Raw genomic sequence first — 25,849 nt, forward strand, 5'->3', positions numbered from 1 at the left:
ACCATGGTTTGTGTCCGCTAAAATGCATGCTGAATACGAATACCACTTTCATGGTTGCGCCAGTTACGCGATTTTTGGTGCTCCCAATGTAACTTTATTGACCAATCTGAGGATACAAACCAACTTTGTTGCCAATGGAATATTGAGGTCCAGCCATCTTGCTGCCGGTAATTATCAAGATGTCGCAATGAAACTGTCGATTTCTGATCTCCAATTTCATATACCATCATACCGACGGCAGCACCGCCATATACGTAAGGTGTCCAGCCCGAGAAAGCTGTGCCGGCATCTAAGGTGGCGTACACCAGCACGTCTTCTGTCACACTATAACTGCGACCTATGCCCCCATAGAGGTAATGCGTCCTTTTAAAACTATTATCGCCAATCGCCTGAAACTCTGTACCCAGTGCAAAATGCCCTGACCAATCACGGGTCAGGGCATCGTAGGGCAGATAATGTGAAAAACCGTAATAGCGCAACGCATAAAGATCGAGCTTTTGTTCAGACTGACGGTATTCAAATTCAAGGCTGAGCAAAGCCAGCGCAGACTCACTAAAAAGCTGACGGTTATCATCACTGAGCTGATGTGAAGCGGGTAAAAAGCCAAAGCGCCAGTTCTGACGATTGCCGTAATATAACCAAAACTGGCTGTCATCTGTCCTGCCTGCCGGATCTTTGTATTGGCTCAGACTGAGCTCTACCCCTTGCGCCGGAAGCTGACTGATACGCTGCTCATACTGTTGTGAACTTATATACCCCTGCTCAAGTAACCAACGCTGATATGTTTGTTGCAAATCGAGCGATAGGGCCTGCACCAGGGGAGACTGAGGTTTTGTGCTATTGATCTCAAGCGCAAAGCTGTCAGTAACACCTACATCCACTTCCTCCAGCTGCAGGCTGTCAAGCAACATCTTCAAGCGCCATTTTGTTGCTGGAAACAGTGAAGCATTGTTCACAAGACCGGACACCTGGACGGATTTCACCACATCAACAGGGCTGATCCAGGGGCTATGCGCTTCACTTAGCGCTGGCTTGGCAATAGCTAATATCAGCTGACTGAGCGTGGCACAGTTATAAGTGTGAAAAAAATAGTCCAGTCTGGTTTGCTTTAATTCCCAAAGATAAGCCTGTACTAACTCGACTTCATCGGCATCAAGTGCAATATGATATTCAATAATGTTGCGTTGTTCGGTTTGGGTATAAAACTCCAGTCTTTCCTGATAAGGCGACAACACAAAATAGCCAGCTTTTCCAGCCAGCAAGGTTTCATAACCAAGCCACAGAGGATTGATACTATCTAATTCAGTATAAAAACTAATGGCATGTTCACGAAGCTGCCCTTTTGCATTATGGCCACTTAGTTTTAAAAAGGCATGCCCCATCATTGTCGTGGGACGACTAATATTCTCATTCGCGTAAATTAAACTGATTTGCTCTATCGGCACATATGCCTGAAATTCTGCAAACCCCGGACATAAGGCTGCTAAATTTTCTGGTTGTTGCTGCAGCTGTCGTTGTAACCATAAATAACGTGCCGGAAAACGACAGATTTGTGTTGTATCTGCCTTTTCTATCAGAAGGCTAATAGCTGCATTTAATTCATCTTCTGCACTGTGCCGAGAACTGCTCAGGTAAAAGCCTGCATCATCAAGTAAGGGTTTACCATCTTTAAATTGAAGCAAGGCCAGCCAGGTCGCATGCGAAGACAATCGCTGTTGTTTCGCCAAGGACAGCGTATGACTTGCAGAAAGCGCACAACAACTAAATAAAAAGGAAGCCAACAGGCTTCCTTTGCAGAGTATACGGAACAGCTTATTTAGCAGCACAGTTCACAACAACTTGATCCTGATAACGCCACATCGAACCTGTAGAGGCGTCAGTCGTTGAACCTAACAAGCCGCCAAGAATGATATTGCCAAAGAACGCTGGTTCTACCGAGCTATTGACGACTGTGTTTTCAGTACAGCCAGGAGTATTAGATTTTAACAGCTTCTCTTTGCTATCTTTTTTCAGCGTAATCACGCCAGGGCCCTGAAACTTCTGACCATCAACTTCAACATCAACAGCTTGACCATTTGATGACGTCAGATTTACCTGCTGAGTTCTGCCTTTCACAATGGTCGCACAACCTGTCGCCATAAAAGTCGCCAAAAACGCGACAGACAATAATTTTTTGTTCACATTACACTCCAAATTGTAATTTTATGTCCCAAAAGTTAGGGAGTTGGAATGCTAAATACAAAACAATACAAAATCAATTTAATTTTTATATACAAATTTACCTGTTTAAAAAACAATCACAGCATTACAAAAAGCAAACATGTTTAGCCGGCTCTGGGGTGAGGATACTAAAACATATATGGCCATTTACCGGCCGCACTTTTACAGACCATCAAATTTGCCATGACCAAAAAAACAAATTCACCGCTGAAAACACCACATATGCGGTAAATCACATCATTTTTCTCTGTATTGATCGGCGCAGTTCGCAATTTTCAGATTATGATAACCAGCTTAGTCACTGGAGCTTGACCAATGCGGATATACAAAGCCCTTCGTCCTATCCATGCCTTGTCTTTTGATTTAGACGACACGCTGTACGCCAACACAACAGTGATTGCCAAAGCTGAACTTGCCATGCAACAACGGCTGGCGCAGTTGTTGCCGGAGTCATTTGAAAACAACAGCTTATATTGGTTTGAGCAACGCAAAATTCTGGCCAGAGCAGATGCTGAAGTGCGCCATGACGTCAGCCGCTGGCGTTTGTTGGCGTTAGAGCGGGGTTTAACGGTGCAGGGCCTGAGTTCGTGCGAAGCGGCTGAAATAGCTGAACTTGCCATGTCGGCTTTTTTACAGGAGCGCACCAATATCCAGTTAGCACCAGAGGTGCGGCCTTTATTGCAGCAGCTGGCGAGGCGTTTTCCACTGGTGGCCATTACCAATGGCAATGCTGATATTCAAAAAATGGGCATTGCCGATTTATTTCAGTTTGCGCTGCGCGCAGGGCCTGGTGGCCGGATGAAACCTTATCCGGATATGTTTTTAACGGCAGCAAACAGGTTACAGCTGCAGCCGCAGCATATTTTGCATATTGGCGACCATGTAAAATCTGATGTCCTGGGTGCGCTCAGTGCAGGTTGTCAGGCCGCCTGGCTGAATCTGACCCCTGGTACTTTAGGGAAACTCAAAATACTGCCCCATGTTGAATTTCATCAATTAGAGGATTTGACCAAATTTGGCTGAGGCTGTCATGGCGCCGGCCAAAGCACTGCCCTTTAACTCAAATCTGGGCCACAGTTGCCTGAGCAGTCGATCCAACTTCAAACGATTGATGTTTATATCTGGACAGGTACTTTTATAAGGATTGGTACTTTGTGCCAGCGAATCATGGCATCACGCAAAATGCCGGCAAAGTGCCTCTCAAAAAAAACGCCGCTCAATGAGCGGCGTTTATAGAGGTAAATCAGCTTCAGGCTTTTTGTTCACGTCTGCGACGAACTGCAGCAGCCATCACTAAACCTGAAAAAAACAGCACAGCCCCTGGCTCAGATACCGGCACTGATTGAGGTGGCTGTAATGTTGTTCTGCCATCGGCGTTTAAGCTCCAGAATTTGGCAGTTTGGCTTTCAGTGTAAACGCCAAGATGGCCGCTGAGGAAGGTTGAATCCGTCACAGAAAATAATTTACCGCCAAAATTCAAATCTAACTGGTTTGCGACACGTTTAATGTTAAAGCTGTAACTGGCGTCATCTTCCCAATACAAATCTTTGATGTTAAATAAAGTCTCTGACTTGCCGTCAACTTCGCGAATCAAAAACAAACCTGTGCGACCGGTAATATCCGTAAAGGCTTTGTCATCTTTTGTACCCGGGCGCTGCGTTTGAGTCCAGCCTAAGCGGTAATGGTTTTTAGGATCCTGCCAGCCAAACACAATACCAACGATGTCGTTGTCATCAAATTCGCGTGTGGTTGGTGAAAAAAAACCGCTGAACAGAAAATCACCAAAAACTCTGAAGTCACTGACCAACGCTCCGGAAGAATTACTGTGTTTTTCCGGTTCCTGACGCTTTACACCAACCCAATTACCTGTTTTAAGGTCATTTGATGGACCAGCTTCGTGTGACCATTGCGCAGTATCAATCTTGATAATTCCCGCACTTGCAGTTGCTGAGATAACAGACAACAAAAGTCCTACAACATACTTCTTCATCATGGCCTTCACTTGTTAGCTAATAAAGGAGGGTAAAATTTCGCCAATTATCTTACAGTTTATTTCGCTTTGCAATCTTAGAAACTTTCCACGGATTCCACCGATCAACGTAAGAACGCTTGTGCAGCAATTCCATCAGATAAGCAAAGGTGCGAATCAACCTTAAATAAGTTCCGGTATAAATCGGCATCAGTGGAATAAACATAATCGATTGATACATCGGTTTTTGCTTCAGACTACGGAGCATCATTGCCGAAAACAACCACTGAATCAGATTTGCGAACACATAAAAGAAATAATTGAGAATGATTAAAAAAGCGATATAACCAGAGCTGAGTTGAATAATCTGAAAATAGTAAATCACCCACTTTATGTCGAGCAGCAAATTAAAAAATATATTGTCTGCGACTGTTATAAAGTTGCGCCAGCGAAAAGATTCAGACGGCCACAAGATATCGCGGTGTTTGCGCAGACGAAACCTGACCATGGATTTATCCCAACGGTAGCGCTGCTTGGCTAACTTAGTGTAACTGATTGGCACATTGGTATAACAAACACTCGCTGGCTCATGGACTACTTTAAAACCCATTTTGCGGATCTTCAGCGTGATATCACCATCTAGTCCTGGACCAACGTCCCAACCATGAATCGCCTCGAGAATATCGCGGCGAAATGCGCCATAAGCACCTGACACTATCCGCAGAAGACCAAGATGGGAAGCAACTGTACGCCCTACCATAATGCTTTTTGTGTACTCAATTCGCTGGATCTGGGCAGCAAAACTATCCTCATAATTCGCCACCCGTACATCGCCACCGACACAGCCCACATCAGCATCCATCAAAAAAGGCAATAAGATCGTTTCCAGTGCATCCTGTTCCATGTGTGAATCAGCATCGATATGCACTATATAACGGCCTTTAGCAAACTGTAGGGCAGTATTGGCCGCCGATGCTTTTCCACCCCGAATTTCATTGCGGATAAAACAGTCGATCAAACCATTACGTTCCAATTCACGGCAAATTTCAGGCGTGGCATCATCTGAACCATCATCCACAACAATCAGCTCGTAAAATGGGTAGCTCTGCTGACGCAAGGTTTGCACCAGTTTCGGAATGTATTGGCCTTCATTTTTGCCAGGCACAATCACTGAGACCAGAGGTTTTTGGCTAAAAAGCTGTTGCCTTGCGGCAGCGTATAATGCAGCCTTTCGCTTACGTTGCGGTAAATAATGCAGTAGCACTGCACCTTCCAGCAGCACATAGCGCACCATATCAATCATAAAAAATGGCCAGAAGTAACCTAACAGTTGCCAGCCACTCAGATTGATAAAAAATACAAAGGCTTGTTCAATCAAGAGTAAAGTCTCATTGATTTAAAAACCGCTCTAATGCATCCCGCACCTGCAATTCGGACGTCACAGCCAGCGCATGCTGTTGGATTTCCAGCGAGCGGTTGAAGTTTTCGCTCACTAACTGCTCAACAGCTTTTTGCAACCTCGAAAGTGCTAATTCAGCATTGTTCTGGTTGGTTTCCGGCATCAAAATCGCAAACATACTTTCGTTGTAGGCGGTAATAATGTCCGTTTCGCGCAGTATGGTTTTAAATATACCGGCCAGCTCAGTAAAAATTTGTTTGGCTTTGCTGCCCAGTTCAATATGTATTTTATCCAGTCCGACAAATCGGACTATCGCCAGCGCACTTTGTGATTTGCCATAACGGGCAATACGGGCAGCTTCCACATTGGCAAACAACTCAAACTCGCGCAAGGACAACAGTTGCAGTTCACTTTCCAGAATATCGGTAAAATAGGTTTTCAGACCATAAAAGGCTGCATTTAAACCCACAGAGGTTAGCTTGTAACTATTGATACGTCGCAAATCGAGAAACTTTGCTTCCGTAGTGCAATTGCAGTTAAAACACTTTGCCACCACATTGCCATCCTGGCTGACATGCTGACAAAGGCGGCATTTGTTCACTGTCGACGGTTTGTCGTAATCAACACCAATATGGCGCAGATGTTTATCACATTTTGGGCAGATTAATGCATCACCGCCCGCCTTAAAGCGGGTTATGTCAGCGGTAAAACCACAATGAAAATGATGCACCAGCTCAACCACATCAAGGTCGTGCGAGCCACAGGCAACACAAGTTTCTTTGAAGTTGAGAAAGGCACTGTCACAGTGGATACAAAAATGTGCCCGGTCAAATAAGGTCGCTGATAATAAATTTTGCTGTTCCAGAAAACCCAGCGTTTGCATAACACCCATGTCTTGTAGCGAAAAAACCGGCTGTAACAGCGGATAAACATAACCGTTGTAATTGCTTGACGTTGCCTGAGGTTCTGCACTTGACTGACGGCTGGCTAACAACCGCAGCACTTTGACCTGTAAATGACCATCTGCTCCCCTTTCCTGCTGCGGCAGATTGTCAATCCAGCGGTTAATCGTTTCCAGGTTATCCGGCACCAGAGCCGGATCAAGCAGATGCTCACCCTGAAGTACTAAAACCGCATCAGCCGCATGCCATTGCCAGCCATGATGACGCTCGGTGTTGGCAACAAACACCACAGGCCTTAAGTAACAATGGGGTGAAGTATGTTGCCGCAGCTTGACCAGTGCTGCATAAGCAGAGGTGATATCAGCAGCGTCAAGCAACAAACAAGAGACCTGCTGCCAGTTGACCTTATCTAAGCCGTCAAATGTGGTTGTCGCTTGCATGAAAGGTCTGTTGGTGTCTGCAAACATCAGTTGCAGCGGCTGCTTTATCATAACGACCCCCTCACGGATACCGGTAGTCTTTCGTACATGCGCCAAAGACTGCGATCGGCGGGATTGACCGGCACCAGAGTCATGCGTAATTGCACTTTGTCCTTCGACAGTAAATCATTCAGATTGCCACTGATTTGACTGGCGACAGATTCGATTTGCTCCACACGGCCCACACTTTCAGAACCATCAGGAAAGGTCACCATGATCTGAGATTGTTGACCAAAAGAGCGATACAACTTGGCATCCGCCAGAAAGACAACACGAACCTGTGCATCAGCCGGGCTGTATTTTAGGATGGGGCGACCTTTCACCGCAAAATCCTGTGCTAACACCCGGACTTCCTTTATCTGGCCATCTTCGCTGGCATAAAGGTGTTTCTCCAGACAAGCTTCGTCGACGGGTTGCTGTCGTTTGGCCTCGGCAAGACTATTATGCCGGCTGGACATAATTGCCAGCCTTTCCTGTTCCTTGTTAATTTCTAGATTCAGCTTATCCAGTGCCTGCTGCTGTTTTTGCTGCTGCTGTTGCTGCTGACGGAACAAAGATGCATTCACTTCCAATGCCCGCAGCATGCTATCCGGTGTTGTGGTCGTAGCGGCTAAAGCGGTTTTTTCTTTTTGTAGTGCTCTAATCTCATTCGTTAACAGCTGCATATCAAATGACAGTTTTTCAAGCACCGGATCAGGCTCAGCAACACAGCGTTTTTCTGCGGCAAAGCTCGCTAACAGGTCACCTTTTTTAAAGGTCTGGCCTGGCTTGACAGCAACCTGCACCATCAGGCCATCACGCTCAGCCAGAACCTCACGGACTTCAACGTCGACCAAACCTTGTGCTTCAACCAGGTAATAAGGCTTGATCAACAGATAGATAAGATAAACAACAAGCAAAATGACCAGAATAAAATAAAGCCACTTGGTCACATTGGGTTGATACGACGCAACCGGTTTACCCTCCGGTGCCGCAGTAATAAGACTTTTGCGGTTATATAAATTCACCGGTTACTCCTGTGTATAAATATCAAGCTTGTGAATGGCAAATTGCTTCACACCTGTCGCCTGGCTTAATAACTCGATTGCGGCTTCTAATTGCAATTCGGTATTAAAATCCTGATGCCTCAGCGCCACAACCAGTTTATTCAGTGGTATGGATGCCAATACGTTTTTGATCCGGCGGCTAATCACTTCAGCGTCACGGGTTTCATAAGCCATTAAATAAACGCGGTCGACATCATTATTCAACGCCTGCAACACTTCTGCCGGCCAATGGTGTGGCACAGATAGGGTTAACTTGATATCCGGATGACGTGCACGTATTGCAGCAACCAGCCTGGTTAAATCCTGCAGCACCTGCTTTGGATTGGCTTTGTATTCAGCCAGGGCATGTGGCTCTATATCCAGATGAATGGCATCACCATACTGCAGTCTGGCTTCAACAGCTGCCAAGGCCTGATTATGGTGCTCTTTCAGCGCCCACTTGGCTTCACCCAATAACTGACTGACCCGCACATCATGCTGTGCAGCCTCTTGCATAAACTCAAATAACTTTGTTGCGTTGACTTTGCTGCCAACGCTGACTAACGCATGCTTCAGCGCCTTGGTTTCAAATAACACAAAGAGTTCGGCGTTAGAATAACGGTTAAATTGTTCTGACCAGATATACACAGAGCGCTCGCCGATGCGGGCCCTGTGTTCAGTCTCATTCAAAGAGTTCACTTTGATAAACTTCTCGTTGTATTCCACCCGCGACACCAGAAATATTTCATTGACTCTGCGATACAGTTCCTCTTTGGCGTGGCCCAACTCAATTGCGGCGTCAATATAGGATTTAACCCGCACATTCACCGCAGCGATATCCAGCGGCATCTCAAGCGCCGAATAACTTTGTACCCGGCGCATTGCTTCCTGTGCCCTTAACACCCGGTATTGCTGCCGGGTTGTCCGCTCCAGTTGTTCCTGCAAAGCAACATAAGCAGCGCGGGTTCGGGTCATCATTTCCCACTGTTCGTGGCTAAAATCCTGTTCGAGCTGATTTAATCTTGCTTCAGTTTGAGATCCGGGCTCACCAAAAGTGATGGGCATCTGCAAGCGGGCACCAGCAACCAAATCTTGTCTGCCGCTGTTAAACACATCAAATTCTTTTCTTAAAAACAAACGAAAGCGACTGCCCTGTAAAAAAGAATCTTCACGCTGATACTGATCTTCAACCCTTAATCGCGTCAGACGATGTGATTCAGCCAAATCTTTATTTTGCGCAATTTGTTGCATTATTGCGGCTAAATCAACGTCAATCACCGGCGGGTTGATCAAATCCAGCTCACTGGTCGCCAAAGCAGGATCGGCATGCAAACGGGCCAGCGTCTGGCGTGCCAGCATGATATCCTCTTCCGAGATCATCAATTCATCAAGATAACTGGCACCAGAAAAATAAGCTTGCTTTTCAACGCCATAAACCGCTTCCATAAACTTTAACTTTATTGAATTAAGCTGCAGCTCTAAACCGGCAAAATGTCGGTTTAAATTATAACGGCGGCATTGATAGTGCATTTCATGTTGTTTTAGTTTGCCTAACACGGCTTTGATGGCGGCCTGTCTTTTATAATCGGTGGCCTGATACTGATTTTCTAAATAACCATTGTCCAACAGCTCCCAGGACAACTCCATGTAGGTATTGCCTTCGGCTTCGTCCTGATTTCGCTGAATATCACGGGAGGTGTAACCGGCCCGAAACTCTAAGCCAACATCACTGTTATAAGCCGCCGATTGTTGCTCCAAAGCATTCACTTCATCAACGTTGGACCATTTTGCATCACAACGGGAAGATAAAATTCTGGAGACATCACTCAAGCTCACATTGTTACGCAAGCTGGCTTTTGTAGCTTCATAGCTTGCCAGGCCATTATCCCACAGCATTTTTTCCGCTGTATTGGCAGACCATGATAAAGGGCTGATGACAAAGCCGGAAAGGCTGAATAATAAAAGGTAGGGCTTACAACCTGGCATATCACATCCGTCCACAAGCGAAGAAAACCAGTGTAAACATATTCAGCAAATTATCAAACGCTTAGGTCAAGATTTACACCGGGTGACACGAACATTTATTCACCGCTTTTTCTGATAGCAAGAACTTTGCCCGGTGACAAGCAGATACAACCCTTATGTTCGTTTTCCTGTAACAGAACCGGATTAGTGCCGGCTGTCTGGCTGATAACCGGCTGCCAGCATTTTATAACAATGAGAAGTTTTAGCTTTGTTATCGTCAGGATAAAGCCCGCCGCTGCTGATCCAGTGCCAGCCACTGCAGCACCCTGGCAGCTATCTGGCTGAATGGCGCGACGTCGTTGATTTGTAAATCACAGTTTGTTGCAACCTGCGCCACCGTTGTCTGATAGGCCAAACCTAAATAATCATCATAACGGCGCAGGTAATTGTTAATCTGCACAATTGCTTTATTGAGATCTGCTTCTGTAGCAGAAGCCTGGTTCACGGCTGACAAATTGCGCTGAATCACCCGGGATAAACAAATATCCGCCGGCGGACATAACAACACCACCGCATCAATCAAACTGGCCATTGCCAAACGCTGCCGGCCAAAAGGTTCTTCCAGCAGTAAATAACTCGGGCCATCAGCGCTTTGTGCTGCATCGGCTTTTGCCTGTTGTAGCGCCTCTGTGAACCTGGGCGTTTGAATCAGATTGACATCAGCACCCTGCGCCAGCCAAAAAGCCATATCCGCCGGATAAGTGCCGGCGTCAATAAAATCGTCAAAATGCAACGAACCACAACCCAGCAAAGCAGCCAGCTCTTTAATCAACGCTGATTTGCCGCTGCCGGACGCTCCGCTGATAGCAATTATTTTTAGCTGTGCCATCACTGCCTTTAATATTGCAGCTGAGGTTTTCGCGCTGGCCTTAAATAAACTAATACCAGCAATACGACGCACTGCATAACCAGACCAAACAGTTTTTTATTCAGCGTAAACTCCTGAAAGTTAACAAAAAGCGCAGCGTGCATCAGCAAATAAACCGCAAGCAGAACAAAACCCCAACGCTGGTAACAGATCACGCCGGCCGCCCCGGCAGTTAATACCAGCCCCATGCCCAGGATATAACCGTTGTATGCTGCCATATTCAAAGGCAACAACTGCCTGTCGGCGCGGGCATCAAAAAATACTCTCATGTCGGCAAGGGCGTCAGCCAATTCCGGAAAGTTAATCCATGTGAGTTCCTGAGCAAACAAGGCGGTGCCAACACCAATCCGAACCAGCCCGTACCCAAGCAACAGCAAACACAACAGCATTCCAACGGTCTTTTTCATACAACATCCTTTTCCTGACCGGTAAAGTTAAAACTAGGGAGTTTAAAGCGCTCTGGCCACAGTACAGCGGCTAAACCAAACTAACATGACAACCAAAGCAGTTGATACAAAACAACTAATTTCAAGAGTAAGTAAATGTAACTAAAAGGCCTGGCTCCGCAGAGCCAGCAACAGCCCACTACCACAAGACTGCAGCGAAGTAGCGCTCATCAGGCTTCGCTAACGACCACACCACAAGACTGGTAAAACGAGCTTAACAACAACGCCAGCTGCTCTGGTTGTTCCAAAGGCAGCATATGACCACAATGTGGCAGCACCTCTAAAGTGGCATCTTTGCAAGCTGCGGCCATTTGTTCCAAAGCGGCCAGCGGCACTTTTTGATCATCAGCAGCGCCAATAATAAGTACAGGGCACTGAATTTGATCAAGTGCTTCCAGTAACGAAGGCCTGTTGCTGGTTTGTGTCAGCTGATTCAGTAGCACTTGATGGCCAAGTTCTTTATCCATCGCAAGAATCGGTGTTGTCACTGCCGGATTATTCAGCTGCGACCGGTGCACAAATTCACTAAGCCTTTTTTGCGACATGCCCTGATATCGATGATGTTGTAACCAGTTCAGCGTTTGTTGCCGCATTTTTTGCTCTTCTGCCGTTAAAGCGCCGGCACTGCAGGCTATCAGCACCAACGACTTTATGTGCTTTGGCTTTGTTGCTGCCGCAGAAATTGCATGCGACAGCAATAAATATCCACCCAGTGAAAAACCAACCAGATGTTCTGCTTCAGCTTTGGCAATAGCGTCCAGCATCAAAGCGCGGTGTTGCGCTTGCCAGATATTGGCATGTTGTATTGTAAAAGCGCTTTGCAGCTGCTGCCCGGCAGTGGTGCTGAGCATAGGCAACCACAAACGTTCATCACATAAGGTACCTGGCACCAGCAGTAGTTTTTTTGCGCTCATCATCAGCCTATTTATGTAAGGGCAGCAAAGTGGTTTTGGGCAAAGATCAAAGCATAAAGTACCGCCAGATTCAGCAAGACCATCAGGCAAAACAGCCATAAAAAACTGCTTTTATTGGATTTATGCCGCAAAAGCTGTTGCGCCAGCAAAGCACCTGGCCAACCACCACATAAGGCCAGAAGCTGTAACCTGAATTCTGGTATACGCCATTGCCCTTGTACCGACGCTTTTTTATCCCAGGCATACACCACAAAAGTCAGCACAGAACACAACAGGTAATAACAAACCAGCCACCAGGGCAGCCAATGCATCAAGGCCGCTGCGACCAGCCCACCGATAAAAGCCAGCGCCAATAAAGTTTGCCAGCTGCTGCTGTTGCTCCTCCGCCCCTTCACCCGCATTGTGCACCTATATTGTTGTTTTTTCGCAGCATAACAAACAGTTGTGCTGATGTGCGGTTTTTACTGTTGTGGTTGTTTCAGATGTTGCGGCAGCGCTTCAGCTTTAAGTTTATATGCCAACAAACAGCGGTTCAGTTGGCGGCGTCAAGCAAGGTTAAATCTGACAAGGGCTGAATACAGCAGGTGAGTACTTCGTCATCACGGCAACTGGCGGCGGTTTCCAGCACTTGTTTACATTGGCCGCTGATCAGGCGTTTTTTGCATAAGCCACAAGAGCCACCACGGCAATCACTTACAATAGTGGCCCCACTTGCCAGCAGTGCATCCAGCACAGTGGCAAAACCGGCAGAATCGGCATGGACCTGCTGTTGGCCTTGTTGATAACTGATTAAAAAACTCTGACTGCTGATCCCGGCACTAAACAGCTCATAGGAAAAATGCGTTATTCCCGCCGCGTTAAAATCAGCAGCTAATTGTTCTGTCATCGCTGCTGAGGCGCAGCAAAAATAATGGCCATCTTTGCCACCCAATTGTAATAAATACTGCATATCAACCCGGCCGCTTTTACCTGTCCAACCAGCATCAGGCTGGCTCAGCACCGGCACATAGTTCAGGCCCGGCAAACGTTGTAATAAACGGTGATATAACAATTGTGAGGCGTCGCGGCACTGATGAACCAGTGTGATTTTTCGTTTTGGCATTGGCCGCTTTGGCATGTGGCGTTTTGAAAGGGGGCGTTTTAACAAATTGCCCGGCAGCCAAAGACGCTGCTGCCGTATCGCCTGATAAGCCATAGCCAGCATCGGGGTAATACCCACACCGGCAGCTATCAGCACCAGCGGTTTGTTACTGTTTTGCAGTAAAAAATGCCCTTTGGGGTAACTGGTACAGAGCAAATCACCTTGTTTAAGCTTTTGAAAAATACTCTGACTTAAGCGGCCATTTTTTTCGCATTTTATCGCCAGCTGGTAAAAGTGACGGTGGTGACAGTCGTTGGCAAGGGAATAAGCCCGGCTTACGGGTTTACCTTGTAAATCATCATAATACAGCAGCAGATGTTGGCCGGCTTTGGCCCTTGGCAGGGGCCGGCCCTCTGGGTGTGCCAAAGTGATTAACAGATAATGTTGTTGCCGTTTTAGCCGCAACACTTTGAGGTGTAACCGCTTTTTCTGTTGTTTTTCTGCCGCTAAAAAACGCAGGTGCCGCCAGGTTAACCAGCAGCACCATACCGAAGGAACAATCAGCAGAATTAAAACTGCGAGCGCCGCGACCACAACCAGACGCCTGTCAGGGTAAAAATAATGATATAAGCCCCAAGCACGTCCATCCAAATCCAGTCATATTTGCCAAAAATGGCTTTACCACTGTGCAAATCCATCATCAGCTTATCCAGATTGCGGGCTTCTTCTTTACCACTGTCAGCACGCAATACTTGCCATTCCTGCCCTTGTTGCTGCACTAAACCAACATGTTTCACCAGCAGCGTCAGTTTGCCTTGCTGCAACGTCATGTCTTCCACATCACCCTGATACAGCTGTAACCAGTCATCTTGTTGCTGCTGATACAAGCCCATTTTGCCGGAAGCATACACCTGACCATTCAGCTCACGCAGCGCTTTGATATCCAGCTGGGGCAACCAGCTTTGTTTCACCTGGCCGGCGTCATCCAGCAGCACTACACCTTGTTTGCCACCCAGCATAATGCCCTGGGCAGTGGTTAAAACCCGTTTTAACTCCGCATCTGGTTTTACTTCACCAAAAGTGATTTGTTTGGCCCCCCAGGCATCACCATGGGCAATAAAAATAGTACTGACCCCAATGATCAACATCGGAATTGCAATCAGCACCCCACCCCACACATGTAATTTACGCCACATCTGCATTGTTCCTTAAAAAGCCAGGTTGTAATTGAGTACCCACTCGCGCGCACTCTGCTCTGTTTCCCAGTCGTGTTGCTGCTGGGCACCCGCTAAATTCCAGGTCGTTTTGGTTTTTTGTTTTTTCGGATTATTGGCACCAAGCAGCGACAAACTTAATTTGCCATTGTGCGCAAAGCTGTAGCTGCTGTACAAATCCAAAGTTGTCATACTGGCTTCCAGCTCCAGGCTACGCTGGGTGGCGGTCAGCTCGGTTTTTTCCATACTGTCCTGATAACCCGTTGATACACCAGCCTGCCAGTTGTCGGTAATTTTCCAGTCCAGATTCAGCTTGGCAAACATCTGGGGCACCTGATTAAACTCAGCGGCAGCAGCGGCAGCCGCTACTTTTTGCCAGTCAGCACTGCCTGCCAGCAACAGCTGCTCGGTCAGCGGCTGAGAAAAACGCAAACCCCAGCCCGAAGTAATGCCAGAAGCGATGTTGGTTGGTTTTTGCACATAACGACCCGTTTGGGCGTCCAGAGCTGTGTTATTGATAATTAAGTCTTTTACCCAGCGTCTGTTCACATAAACTTCGTATTCCGATTGCTCTTGCCCCCACAATAACGAGTTATCCAGCCCCCAGCCTTTTTCCGGCGCCAGATCCGGGTTGCCCATTTTGTCTGGATCCGTTAAAGAACCGGATTTCAGTTCGGTAAAAGGCACCATATCGTCAAATTTGGGCCAGCGTACTGAACGGCTAACCGAACTGCGGAATTTAAATCCCTGACCCAGCCCTTGTTGATACTTCAGGTTAGGCAGCAGATCCCAGCTGTTGTCGGCGCTGTAGTCCTGGCCATTCAGCACAGCTTCTCTGTCCATCTGCTCGGCTCTTAAACCCAGGCTCCATTTGCCCAGCGCCTTAAAATTGTAACGGGCAAATAATGACGACTGATTTTCGCTGAAGTCGTAGCTGTCTTTATTCCCACTTAAGACTAAGTTTTTGTATTTTAAGCGGTATCTGTCACGCCATTGCTGCTCGGCTCCCAACACTATGGCATCATCGGCCCAGCGCACAGCTAAAGAGCGCAGCTGCTCGCGTTTTTCTTCTGTTTCCGCTGTTTGTTTTATTTTACCTTTGGCGTCGGTTTCAATATTCAGTTTGTCTTTGTCTTCCTGCTGCTGACGGTAACTAAAATCAGCCGTCAGGGTAGAAGCAGCCAACTGATGGCTGATACTGTTATCAAACCAGCTGAATCTGTTTTGTTTGTCTTCGGTTTCCAACACTGTTTTGTCGGTTTTGCCGCCTTTAGTGCTGGGTGTCAGTTTAACTTTGTCTTCTTGTTTACCAATAAAACGCGCCTGACTACTCAGCTGGGTTTTGTCATTCACAGCATATTGCACATCCGCAGTTAAACCAGCACGTTTTTCTGCTTTATCTTCGGTTTCAGTGCTTTGTGTGGCATCACCTTTGGCTGGGGTGGCCACTTTAATTTTGCGTTTGTCGGCGTCTACTTCGCTGTAATCCAGCCCTAACCGGCCACGGAAATCACCTTGTTGAAAAGCATGGGAATAAGACAAAGCCGGTTGCCAGCTATTGCCTTGCAGATAGCGGGTAGTCAGTTGCAACTCATCACTGCTGCGGTGGTCTTTTAACACAATATTTAAGGTGCCGCCGACACCAGCACCAGACACTGTAGCGTCAGCGGCCTGCAATACTTCCACCCGCTCTACCCAGGCCAGTGGAATACTGCTTAAATCAAATTCACGTTTTTCCCCATTGCCAGGCACGGGTTTGCCGTTAATTAAAATCTGTGAATAGGCTTTATCTAAACCTTTTAAGCGTAAATCTTTGCCTTTGCCCGGTGGGCCACTGAGCAACAAACCTGGAATACGGGACAAAGCTTCTGCCAACGATTGGTCACCGTAACGGGTTAACTCCTCCCGTGTTAATAAACGCACATCAACCTGACTGGTTAACTGATACTCAGCTTTGCGCTGAGTCACTTCCATATGTTCAACACCATTAATCACACTGACAGTGGCAGCAGCAGTAAACAGCAACAACATAACTTTTGTTCCGGGGCAAAATTTGCGCGCAGCATAGCAAATGCGAATGCAACTGAGAATAGATCTCAATACATATTTGTGATTGTACTCCATCCTGGGTAAGTCATTCACAGCAACAACAAACGGGTTTAGCCCATTGGCAAGCCCTGATATACTGCCGTTATCTCAGTACCCCTGTACATTTATCCATAGGCTAGCGGAATGGACGTTTCTTTATTACTTGATGGTTTAAACGACAAACAGCGTGATGCAGTGGCTGCGCCCAGCCAGCATATGCTGATTCTGGCCGGCGCCGGCTCGGGCAAAACCCGGGTGCTGGTGCATCGGCTGGCCTGGCTGATGCAGGTTGAACGTGTGGCACCTTATAGTTTGCTGGCCGTGACTTTTACCAATAAAGCAGCCCAGGAAATGCGCGCCCGTATTGAACAAACAGTGGGGGTGAGTTTAAACAACTTATGGATGGGCACTTTCCACGGTTTGTCGCACCGTATGCTGCGCGCCCATTATGCCGAAGCCAATTTGCCACAGGGTTTTCAAATCATCGATTCGGACGATCAATACCGTTTGGTGCGCCGGGTGCTCAAAGCGCTGAACCTCGATGAAAAACACTGGCCGCCTAAACAAATTCAGTGGTTTATTAATGGCCGCAAAGATGAAGGTGAGCGCCCGAATAAAATGGCGCATGGTGGCGATTTTAATTTAGAAACCATGATTAAAATTTACGCCGCATATCAGGACCTGTGCGACCGCGCCGGTTTAGTCGATTTTGCCGAAATTCTGCTGCGTAGTTTTGAGCTACTGAAAAACAACAGCGAAATCCGCAGCCATTATCAGCAGCGTTTTCGCCAAATTCTGGTCGACGAGTTTCAGGACACCAACGCCATTCAATACCAATGGCTGCGACTGCTCGCCGGTAACCATGCCCGCGTCATGATAGTGGGCGACGACGACCAGTCCATTTACGGCTGGCGTGGTGCCAAAGTAGAAAATATCCAGACCTTTTTAAAAGACTTCCCGGATCCTGTCACTATTCGTCTGGAACAAAACTACCGCTCTACCGGCACTATTTTAAAAGCCGCCAACGCTGTTATTGCCAATAATAACAGCCGCTTAGGCAAAGACTTATGGACGGACGGCGACGACGGTGAAGCAATTTCGTTATACACCGCCTTTAACGAGCTGGATGAAGCCCGTTTTATTGTCAGCCGCATTCGTGAGTGGCGCCGTCAGGGTGGCAAACTCATTGAAGCCGCAGTGTTGTACCGCAATAACGCCCAGTCGCGGGTACTGGAAGAAGCCTTAATTCAGGACGGGATGAACTACCGCATTTATGGCGGCCAGCGCTTTTATGAACGTCAGGAAATTAAAGACTCACTGGCGTATTTGCGGCTGATTAACAACAGGCAGGACGACGCTGCGCTGGAGCGTATTATCAATACGCCAACCCGTGGTATTGGCGATTCCAGCCTGGATAAAGTGCGTGAATTTGCCCGACGTGAACAACAAACTTTATGGCAAAGCCTTCAGCAAATGTTGTTCCAGAAAGAGCTGACCGGCCGCGCCGCCAATGCGGTGTCCGCTTTTATGGAGCTGATCAATAAGCTGGACGACGACATCCGCGACTTGCCTTTGGATGAGCAAGCCGACCATGTGATTCATCAGTCTGGCCTTTATGCCATGTATCAGGCGGAAAAAGGCGAAAAAGCCCAAACCCGCATTGAAAACTTAAACGAGCTGGTGAACGCCTGCGCCAACCAGAACTTTGCCGCCAATGAAGAAATGAGTCCGCTGTCGGCCTTTTTATCCCAGGCGGCGCTGGAAGCTGGTGAATATCAGGCCGAAGAACATTCAGACGCTGTGCAGCTGATGACTTTACACACCGCCAAAGGCCTGGAATTTCCACTGGTATTTGTTTGTGGTCTGGAAGAAGGCATGTTCCCAAGCCAGCAGTCGGGCGACGACCCAACCCGCCTGGAAGAAGAGCGCCGGCTTTGTTATGTGGGGATGACAAGGGCGATGCAAAAACTGTATTTATGCCACGCCGAAAGCCGAAGGTTATATGGGCAGGAGCAATACAACAAACCGTCACGGTTTTTACGCGAAATTCCGGCCGAATATGTCGAAGAAATCCGCCTGACCACCAGCGTCAGCCGGCCAACCCAATTTAACCGTTTTGGCAGCGCCGCCACCCACAGCGCTTTTGAAAACACAGGTTTTAAACTGGGCCAGCGGGTGTTTCACGAAAAATTTGGCGAAGGCACAGTGCTGAACTACGAAGGCACCGGCAACCAGTCGCGGATCCAGGTGAATTTTGACGATTTAGGCAGTAAATGGCTGGTGACAGCTTATGCCAGGTTAGAGGCGATTTAACATGACTGCCAGCCCGACTGCGGCCTCTTTGCCAACGCTGTTATTAACGCGGCAGCAGCAATGCAAGGCGCTGGGCTGGCGTTTACCACTTTGGTTACAAACAAACACCGAGATGTCTGCGCATGCAGTGCCAGCGTCCGATGCCGCAGCCAAAGCCGCAGCCGAGTCACACACAAAAACCACAACACCACAGCTGCTGCTGGATTTACTGCAAGCCCAGCCGCCCGGAGCCACAGTGTTCTGGCTCGGCGCGCCTTTAGCTGAAGTGCAGCAGGCTTGCCCTTTGTTGCAATTTCAGCAGATAGAGCGCAAATCTCAGCTGCTCGGCACTGAATGTGACGTGCTTGTGATCAACGCCTGGCAGGGGATCGACTGGGATTTAGTCGCTGCCAGCGCTGGTTGTGTAAAAGCCGGTGGATTATGGCTGTTATGTAGCCCAGCCCCTGAGCTTTGGTCGAAGCTCCCCAACCCCAAAGCCGGCAAACTGCGCTCTTTTCCTGATGAAGCCGGCCCTTCGGCATTTTTACAAAGCTGGCTTCACAAAACCAGGCAACATAACTGGCTGGTATGCCGCGATAACCTGCTGCTGCAGGATCTCGCCTGGCCAGCAGCGGACACCTCAAATGTCGAAGTGCAGCAGCCTGAGCCACCTTATTTAAGCAGGCACCAGCAACAGGCCGTCACAGCAATTTTCCAGATGTTGTCCGGCCACAGGCGCCGGCCTTTGTTGTTAACTGCACACCGCGGCCGCGGTAAATCGGCAGCCCTTGGTATTGCAGCAGCGCAGTTGCAACATCAGGGCAAAACCCGGCTGGCCATTTGTGCACCTCACCCCGACAACGCCGTAGTGGCGCTTCACATGGCCAAACAACAGCTGCAGCAGCTTGCCCCAGACACTGAGCTGGCGCTTAGCTTCTGGCCTGTGGATTTGTTACTGGCGGAAAAACCCAAACTTGATTTATTGCTGATTGACGAAGCAGCGGCCATTCCAACCCCTCAGCTACAGCAACTGGTAGCCCATTACAGCCGGGTTGTGCTGGCAAGCACCGAACATGGTTATGAAGGCACAGGCCGCGGTTTTTTATTAAAGTTTCAGCCTTATCTGGATACCCACTGCCCTGGCTGGCAAAAATTTCAGTTACAACAAGCCATTCGTTACGCCGCCGACTGCCCGCTGGAACAATTGATTTTTAACAGCTTTTTATTAGCCACCGAATATCAGCTGCCACAATATCAGCCCGCACTGCCCCTGCAGCTAAAGCACATCCCACAGGCTGAACTGGCGCAACAGCCCCGGTTTGCGCAAATGATGGCACTGCTCAGCCTGGCGCATTATCAAACCAGCACCACAGATTTATGGGCACTTTTGGATAACCCGGCGCTGCAACTTTTTACCTTGTGGCAGCAGGATGCGCTATTGGCTTGTGCAGTGATCAGTCTGGAAGGTGATTTACCAGCCGCTTTATGCCAGCAGGTTTATCAGGGCGAACGCCGGGTGCAAGGCCATTTAATGGCACAAAGTCTGGCTTTTCATCTGGCAAGCCCGGAACTGGCCCGCCTGAAAATGGCGCGCATTCAGCGTATTGCCGTCAGCCCCGTGCTGCAGTCGCAGGGGATTGGCACAACGATGTTGACGCTGCTGCAACAATATTTTGCCAACACCGATGTGGCGCTTTTGGGCAGCAGCTTTGGCTGCACCAGTGTTTTGCTGAACTTCTGGCAAGGTGCCGGTTATCGGCCGGTCAAACTCAGCCAACAAGCCGAACAAGCCAGCAGTGAAGCTTCGGTGCTGATGCTCAAAGCCTTGCAACCCCAGTGGCAGGCCACAGTACAGCTTTTACAGCAACAGTTTAGCCAGCAGCTATATTGGCAACTGGCCGACAGCCAGCGTCAGTTGTGCCCAACGCTGGCGATACAGCTGGCAACACCGCCTGAAATTGCCTTGCCGGCCACAGCACTTGCGCAACTAGAGTTATTCAGCGCAGGGCACAGGCCTTATGAGTTAGTGGAAGTCTGGTTATTGCATTGGTTTAACCGGTATTATCAACACATTCCCGCAGAGATCATCGACATTTTTGTGAAAAAACTCTGGCAGAAACACAGCTGGCAAAACCTGGGATCGGGCCATACCGGCAAAAGGGCCTTGATCCGTGCCATGCAACAAGCCGTATCCAGTGTTATTGTTGGATCTGAATCGCAGTTGGAAGCAGATCCCCTGACCTGTATCAATACAGACAGGTGCTGATGGATTTAGGCTATAGTTCGGACAAGTTCAGATTTAACCTCAGCTTATAAACCTTAGGGTGGTTATTGTATTGATGTGGCGATTTCTCCTGTTGCTGTTATGGCTCGGCAGTTTTGCGGCTGTAGCAGAAGATCAATCGCCTATTCGCCTTGGTATGTCTGCACCTTTTTCCGGCCCTGCAGCACAGCTGGGGTTAAGTTACCGCCATGGCGCCGAACTGGTGTTTCAAAAGCAAAATCAACAGGGTGGTATTGCCGGTCGACCACTACAACTGGTAGCACTGGATGATGGTTATGAACCAATACGCACTGTGGCCAACACCAGGCAGCTGCTGTTCTCCCATCAGGTGATGGCCTTATTTGGTTATATTGGCACCCCAACCTCCAGTGCTGTGCTGCCGATGGTCAGGCACGAACAGATACCTTATCTGGCGCCATTTAGCGGCGCCGACTTATTACGTCAGCAAAATGACCATTTTATTTATAATTTCCGCGCCAGTTATGCCGAAGAAGCCAAAGCCCAAATCAAATATCTGGTGGATCAACAACAGCTGCGCAAAATTGCGTTATTAATTCAGGCCGACGAGTTTGGCGCCACACTGGAACAAAATTTTTTAACTGAATTAAGCTATCGCGGCATTAAACCCCTGGTGATCAGCAGATTTCAGCGCAACAGCAGCGACTTAAGTCAGGCAGTGAAACAATTGGTGCAATACCAGCCGGAACTGGTGTTAACAGTGGGCACTTATCAGGTGCTGGCACAGGCGATTAAACTGGCAAACCTGAAAAAATTCCGTCCTGTATACAGTGTGGTGTCTTTTACCGGTGTCTCTAAGCTGGCACTGATGCTCGGCAGTCAGGATAAAGTAGTAGCCTCCATGGTGATGCCGGATCCGGTCAGCAACCAGTCGGATTTAGCGCGGGCTTACCGCGAGGCGGCAGGGCAAGAAATCCCCCTTAGTGATATTGCTTTTGAAGGTTTTGCTGCAGCCACACTGCTGGTGCAGGCGCTGCAACAATGTTCAGCCGATGTCAGCCGCAACTGTTTATTAAAAACACTGCCGGCTCAGCAACTTTATGATTTTGAACTTCATTACGACCAAAAACGCCATCAGGCTTCCAATCAGGTGTTTTTGGTCAGTCTGAAAAACCAGCAACTGCAGCCTCTGGCTATTAATGACTAAAATAACCGGCACAACGTTTGACCCCGTTTTTCGTCAGATAATAACGGGTGCAATTGGTGTCGTAACTGCTGCCGGTAGCGGTAATTTGCCAGCCCGACAAATACACACCATGCAAATGGGTCCAGCTGCCATTTTGTTTTAAACTCCAGTGCTGGTGGGGGCCGGTAGAAGAACCACCGTTACACAAGGCCTGCGCCTGGCTGTTCGCCGGGTTGGCTATGCGGGTGTTTTTATACACTGTGGCCCCTGTGCCGTACTGAATATTCATCAGGTGATAATAAGTGGTTGACCAACCGCCACTATGCACGACTTCGGCAAAACAGGACGAATGCCGTTTAAAACTACCACCGGCCGAAGCCGCCACCCAGACACCGGACTGATTACTGCCCCAGCCCCCACCCTGGCTCATATCCAGCGATGACATTGGATAACTGCCGGAGCCGGTATTGGTATGAGCACCGCCCACATGCCAGGACTGGCCGGTCGGAAAGGGAAACTGTAAAAAACCATTGGCAGGACCGGCCAGTAACATCGACTGTGGCTGGCGGATTTTTACCTGCGCCGCTTTAAAGTCTTCGGCAAACAGCTTTTGATACAACTGATTAAAACGGACCTGTTGCACCACGGGTTTTGCGAATTCTGAGTTCTGGCTAAACAGATAACCTAGTGGATCGGCATCATGGTTTTGTAAAAACTCCTGGGCTTCCGGCCGCTTCTGACCGCTGTAAATACGCTCGGCCAGCTGATGACTCACGTCCTGCAGCTGTGCATTAAAACCAAGTTTTGCCGACAAGGAAGCAAAAGGACGCTGCATTCTGGCTTCATCGGCTTTGCCGTCTGTTACTATGCCGCTGTGCTGCTCGATTAATGTAATAAGCACCCGTGGACTGATACTGCTGTAACCGGCCCAATGGGAAATAGGTTCGGCATAAGGCAACAAATGCGGCGCCTGACTAGCCAGATAAGCTTCGATATCAAAATGAAACATTTCGTCATAGCTGTACACCAGTGGATGCACCAGCTCTAAAGATTCTGGTGGCCGGATAGGTTCTGCCGCCTGCAAAACACCACTTGCCAGTGCCTGCAGGCCAAGCGCACAAATAACACAAATGCTGATATTCCTGATTTTCATCGGTTCGTCCTTCTGAGGGTTAAGCTATGGCCTGAACAGCCACAGCTCACTCTAGCCTCAGCGGGTCGCAGTGAAAGCAGGGAAAAATAAATATCACAAATTTGTCAGTCTGATGTCACAAACAGCTGGCGGAGCAACATGGATAACAACAGTTCCAGCGACCAAGCTGCAACACATCGCTGTTGCAGCAAGGAGCGATGCCGTTGTGCCGCATCTGCAACAAGGCTGTCTTTTGGCACAAAAGCGGTAAAAACAAAGGGCGCTTCACGCAAGGCGCCCTGTTTTTTTAACGTTGCCGCACAAACTCTCGAAGCAACAATTGCTGCCGCCAGCTCAGCCGCCATTCTCCGCCTGGCGGTAATGTGCTGCTGTCACGGCAAAAGTCGGCGGATTTTTCATTAAGCGCCAACACAAAATCCTGACCACTCTGCCGATGTAATAAAGTTATACCGGCAGAACCATCAGCAGGCCAGCTAACGCAAACTTCATTGGACTTTTCCTTCACTTTGATATTGTGAGCGAGGTTTTGTAGCTGTTGTTGCGATTGAGCCAATAACTGAGCATCCTGAGATAACTCCGCCAGCTGCTTATTAGCACGCCATATCTGCAATTTTTTGATGCTCAATGCTGGCAACTCCAGCTGGAAACGCTGCTCCACTTGCCCCTCGGCATGATCATATTGTTGCAGCAGCACATTAAACTGATGCCAGCGCCCCTGTGCATCCAGTAGACGAAGCACGACATCACTTTGCGCTATGTCATTGGGCGCGCGCGATAACGGCACTAAACTACGGATGGTGATGTTTCCCTGGCTAAAACTGCCACTCAGATATAGAGCAGTTGTACCTTGTGCCTTTGCCTCAGTTAAGCTTTGTGACTGCGCCTGTGCAGGAAAAGCTGCCGGTGGCGTTTCTAACACAAAAGCCTGCACCGCAGCCACGTTGTAATCTGACACATGCACCGGCTGACAATAAGACATCACATCACTATAAGTTCCGGGAGAAAAGGTGCTGCTAAAATCACGGGCCAGACCATAAGAGCCAGTAGATTTGGGGTTGTAGGGATACATAGAATCAGGGCTAGGAGGGTTGCCACAAGCCACATGCAGACGGCCAAAATTGTGCCCGAGTTCATGTGCCAGAATACTACCATTATTGTCGGTATCAAAACCTACAGCGGCCGGAAAGGCGACATAACCCAGGCCGCCACAACAACCATCCCCCATCTCAGGTTTAAAGTAGCCATAATAATAAACCTGTTCGTTTTCGATAGAACGCAAATCGGACAGTTCATCCAGCATCATGTAAGCCGTTGTTTTGCTGCCACTGACCTGCAGCTTATAAGGCGCACGCGTTCGTACATCCACCTTGGCAAAAGGCCAGAACTTCTGCACAGTACGCTCCACAAAGTCCACCGCTGGTAAGGTTGCTACGCTGTCACCCAGCTGGAAAGGCACTATCCGAATGGCTAAGGGCCGTTCCGCAGCAAATGCCGGCGTAAGCTCTCTGACTTGTACGCCATCCTGTAATACTTTCAACACTAAACCGGTTTTCATCCAGCTGGCCGGCACTGTCAGTTTATAACTGTGATTCAGACTGCTATGCACTTTACTGGCAGGTAAAGGCTGAGTCGGTGCTATGGCATCCAGCAAAGTGGTGCTGCCATTTAAACTCAATTGCACCTGTACCTTCGGCAGCACTGCCGGGGCTGTCGCTGCGGTGACGTGCAGTCGTAACAAGCCATCACGTTGTTGTGTTAACAAAGGTTTTTTCGACAACGTGACCTGACTTAAATCCACTGATTGCAACGCAGCAACAGCAGGTGCTGCCCCCACTTCAGCCATCCGCACCAGCTTTTCACCGCCAATGCCGTTGTCAAACAAAATGGCAGGCCTGAACTGGTCGGCCTGATAACCGCTAAACAACCGCTGACCACCGTTACCACAGGCTTGCATTGGACTAACAGGGGTTCCTGGCATCTGATCATCCAAGTCCAGATACAAGGCACAATGCAAAGTTGTGCTACTGCCACTGGCCTGCCAGTTGTAACTGAGCTGACGGTTTTGCACTTGCCCTTGTGCATTCAGCGTCACGCCAGCAAAGGTATCAGGGCAATCATCACGTTTGTCATCGTACAAGGACAAATTTAAATTGTATTTGGCTTTAAGCGCATTCAGTTCGTCGAGATGCAGTGAATAACCTTGTTGATCAATACATCCAGACACTGACAACGAAGCATTTTGGGCAAAATTGAGATTTTTCAGCACTGAAAAGTCAGTTAACAAACTGCGGTAAAGACTCACTGAAAGCAAAGTGTCCGCCTGCAACAACGGATTTAAATCAGTTA

General features: G+C 48.4%; 20 protein-coding genes. 4 read left to right on the top strand and 16 right to left on the bottom strand.

Translation table 11 applies throughout. The annotated features are described in order from the left end of the window. Positions 1-17: 17 nt before the first annotated feature. Positions 18-1,826, bottom strand: coding sequence for a lipoprotein N-acyltransferase Lnb domain-containing protein (locus V7P87_RS02075; protein WP_333795947.1), 1,809 nt, complete (start codon positions 1,824-1,826; stop codon positions 18-20). Then, positions 1,813-2,181, bottom strand: a complete 369-nt coding sequence (locus tag V7P87_RS02080; RefSeq protein ID WP_333795948.1) for a hypothetical protein — start codon at positions 2,179-2,181, stop codon at positions 1,813-1,815. Before V7P87_RS02080 ends, V7P87_RS02075 begins: the two co-directional genes overlap by 14 nt. 354 nt (positions 2,182-2,535) lie before the next feature. Here V7P87_RS02080 and V7P87_RS02085 point away from each other — a divergent pair, with 354 nt between their 5' ends. Beyond that, positions 2,536-3,243: an HAD-IA family hydrolase gene (locus tag V7P87_RS02085; protein ID WP_333795949.1), complete on the top strand. Its 708-nt coding sequence runs from the start codon at positions 2,536-2,538 to the stop codon at positions 3,241-3,243. A 226-nt stretch (positions 3,244-3,469) separates the two neighbouring features. Here the strand turns inward: V7P87_RS02085 and V7P87_RS02090 are convergent, their stop codons facing one another. The 12 genes from V7P87_RS02090 to V7P87_RS02145 all read right to left on the bottom strand — a co-directional run bounded on the left by V7P87_RS02090 (position 3,470) and on the right by V7P87_RS02145 (position 16,573). Next, positions 3,470-4,213: a hypothetical protein gene (locus V7P87_RS02090; RefSeq protein ID WP_333795950.1), complete on the bottom strand. Its 744-nt coding sequence runs from the start codon at positions 4,211-4,213 to the stop codon at positions 3,470-3,472. 49 nt (positions 4,214-4,262) lie between these two features. Beyond that, complete coding sequence (locus V7P87_RS02095; protein WP_333795951.1) at positions 4,263-5,567, bottom strand: glycosyltransferase family 2 protein; 1,305 nt, start codon at positions 5,565-5,567, stop codon at positions 4,263-4,265. Positions 5,568-5,577: 10 nt separating this feature from the next. After that, on the bottom strand, positions 5,578-6,981 hold the full coding sequence (locus V7P87_RS02100; RefSeq protein WP_333795952.1) for a diguanylate cyclase domain-containing protein: 1,404 nt from the start codon (positions 6,979-6,981) through the stop codon (positions 5,578-5,580). Beyond that, the gene (locus tag V7P87_RS02105; RefSeq protein WP_333795953.1) at positions 6,978-7,976 is read right to left on the bottom strand and encodes a hypothetical protein; all 999 of its coding nucleotides are present in this window, start codon (positions 7,974-7,976) and stop codon (positions 6,978-6,980) included. Before V7P87_RS02105 ends, V7P87_RS02100 begins: the two co-directional genes overlap by 4 nt. A gap of 3 nt (positions 7,977-7,979) precedes the next feature. Further along, the gene (locus V7P87_RS02110) at positions 7,980-9,842 is read right to left on the bottom strand and encodes a hypothetical protein (RefSeq protein WP_333795954.1); all 1,863 of its coding nucleotides are present in this window, start codon (positions 9,840-9,842) and stop codon (positions 7,980-7,982) included. Between the two features lie 394 nt (positions 9,843-10,236). Beyond that, positions 10,237-10,848: a hypothetical protein gene (locus V7P87_RS02115; RefSeq protein ID WP_333795955.1), complete on the bottom strand. Its 612-nt coding sequence runs from the start codon at positions 10,846-10,848 to the stop codon at positions 10,237-10,239. Positions 10,849-10,856: 8 nt separating this feature from the next. Continuing rightward, positions 10,857-11,294, bottom strand: coding sequence for a hypothetical protein (locus V7P87_RS02120; protein ID WP_333795956.1), 438 nt, complete (start codon positions 11,292-11,294; stop codon positions 10,857-10,859). A 209-nt stretch (positions 11,295-11,503) separates the two neighbouring features. Next, the gene (locus V7P87_RS02125; RefSeq protein ID WP_333795957.1) at positions 11,504-12,247 is read right to left on the bottom strand and encodes an alpha/beta fold hydrolase; all 744 of its coding nucleotides are present in this window, start codon (positions 12,245-12,247) and stop codon (positions 11,504-11,506) included. An 11-nt stretch (positions 12,248-12,258) separates the two neighbouring features. Further along, on the bottom strand, positions 12,259-12,648 hold the full coding sequence (locus V7P87_RS02130) for a DUF1294 domain-containing protein (protein WP_333795958.1): 390 nt from the start codon (positions 12,646-12,648) through the stop codon (positions 12,259-12,261). Positions 12,649-12,779: 131 nt separating this feature from the next. After that, a complete protein-coding gene (locus V7P87_RS02135) occupies positions 12,780-13,922 on the bottom strand; it encodes an iron-sulfur cluster-binding domain-containing protein (protein ID WP_333795959.1) in 1,143 nt (380 codons plus the stop codon). Then, on the bottom strand, positions 13,898-14,524 hold the full coding sequence (locus tag V7P87_RS02140) for a PepSY domain-containing protein (protein WP_333795960.1): 627 nt from the start codon (positions 14,522-14,524) through the stop codon (positions 13,898-13,900). The genes V7P87_RS02135 and V7P87_RS02140 overlap by 25 nt, the downstream gene beginning before the upstream one ends. A gap of 12 nt (positions 14,525-14,536) precedes the next feature. Beyond that, positions 14,537-16,573 (bottom strand): TonB-dependent receptor plug domain-containing protein, encoded by a 2,037-nt coding sequence (locus V7P87_RS02145; RefSeq protein ID WP_333795961.1) that lies wholly within the window; start codon positions 16,571-16,573, stop codon positions 14,537-14,539. A 201-nt stretch (positions 16,574-16,774) separates the two neighbouring features. Here V7P87_RS02145 and uvrD point away from each other — a divergent pair, with 201 nt between their 5' ends. The 3 genes from uvrD (at position 16,775) to V7P87_RS02160 (ending at position 22,371) form a co-directional block, all read left to right on the top strand. Beyond that, positions 16,775-18,943, top strand: coding sequence for a DNA helicase II (gene uvrD / locus V7P87_RS02150; protein ID WP_333795962.1), 2,169 nt, complete (start codon positions 16,775-16,777; stop codon positions 18,941-18,943). 1 nt (position 18,944) lies between these two features. Beyond that, a complete protein-coding gene (locus tag V7P87_RS02155) occupies positions 18,945-21,188 on the top strand; it encodes a GNAT family N-acetyltransferase (protein ID WP_333795963.1) in 2,244 nt (747 codons plus the stop codon). Positions 21,189-21,261: 73 nt separating this feature from the next. After that, entirely contained in the window at positions 21,262-22,371 is a 1,110-nt protein-coding gene (locus tag V7P87_RS02160; protein WP_333795964.1) for an ABC transporter substrate-binding protein, read from the top strand. Here V7P87_RS02160 and V7P87_RS02165 read toward each other — a convergent pair. Both V7P87_RS02165 and V7P87_RS02170 read right to left on the bottom strand, forming a co-directional pair. Continuing rightward, positions 22,361-23,503, bottom strand: coding sequence for a M23 family metallopeptidase (locus V7P87_RS02165; RefSeq protein ID WP_333795965.1), 1,143 nt, complete (start codon positions 23,501-23,503; stop codon positions 22,361-22,363). The two genes, V7P87_RS02160 and V7P87_RS02165, sit on opposite strands and share 11 nt — an antisense overlap. A gap of 286 nt (positions 23,504-23,789) precedes the next feature. Then, on the bottom strand, positions 23,790-25,849 hold a 2,060-nt coding region (locus tag V7P87_RS02170), incomplete at its 5' end, for a hypothetical protein (RefSeq protein ID WP_333795966.1).

Origin of the sequence: Rheinheimera sp., from assembly GCF_036782235.1 — a bacterium.
Taxonomy (GTDB): Bacteria; Pseudomonadota; Gammaproteobacteria; order Enterobacterales; family Alteromonadaceae; genus Pararheinheimera.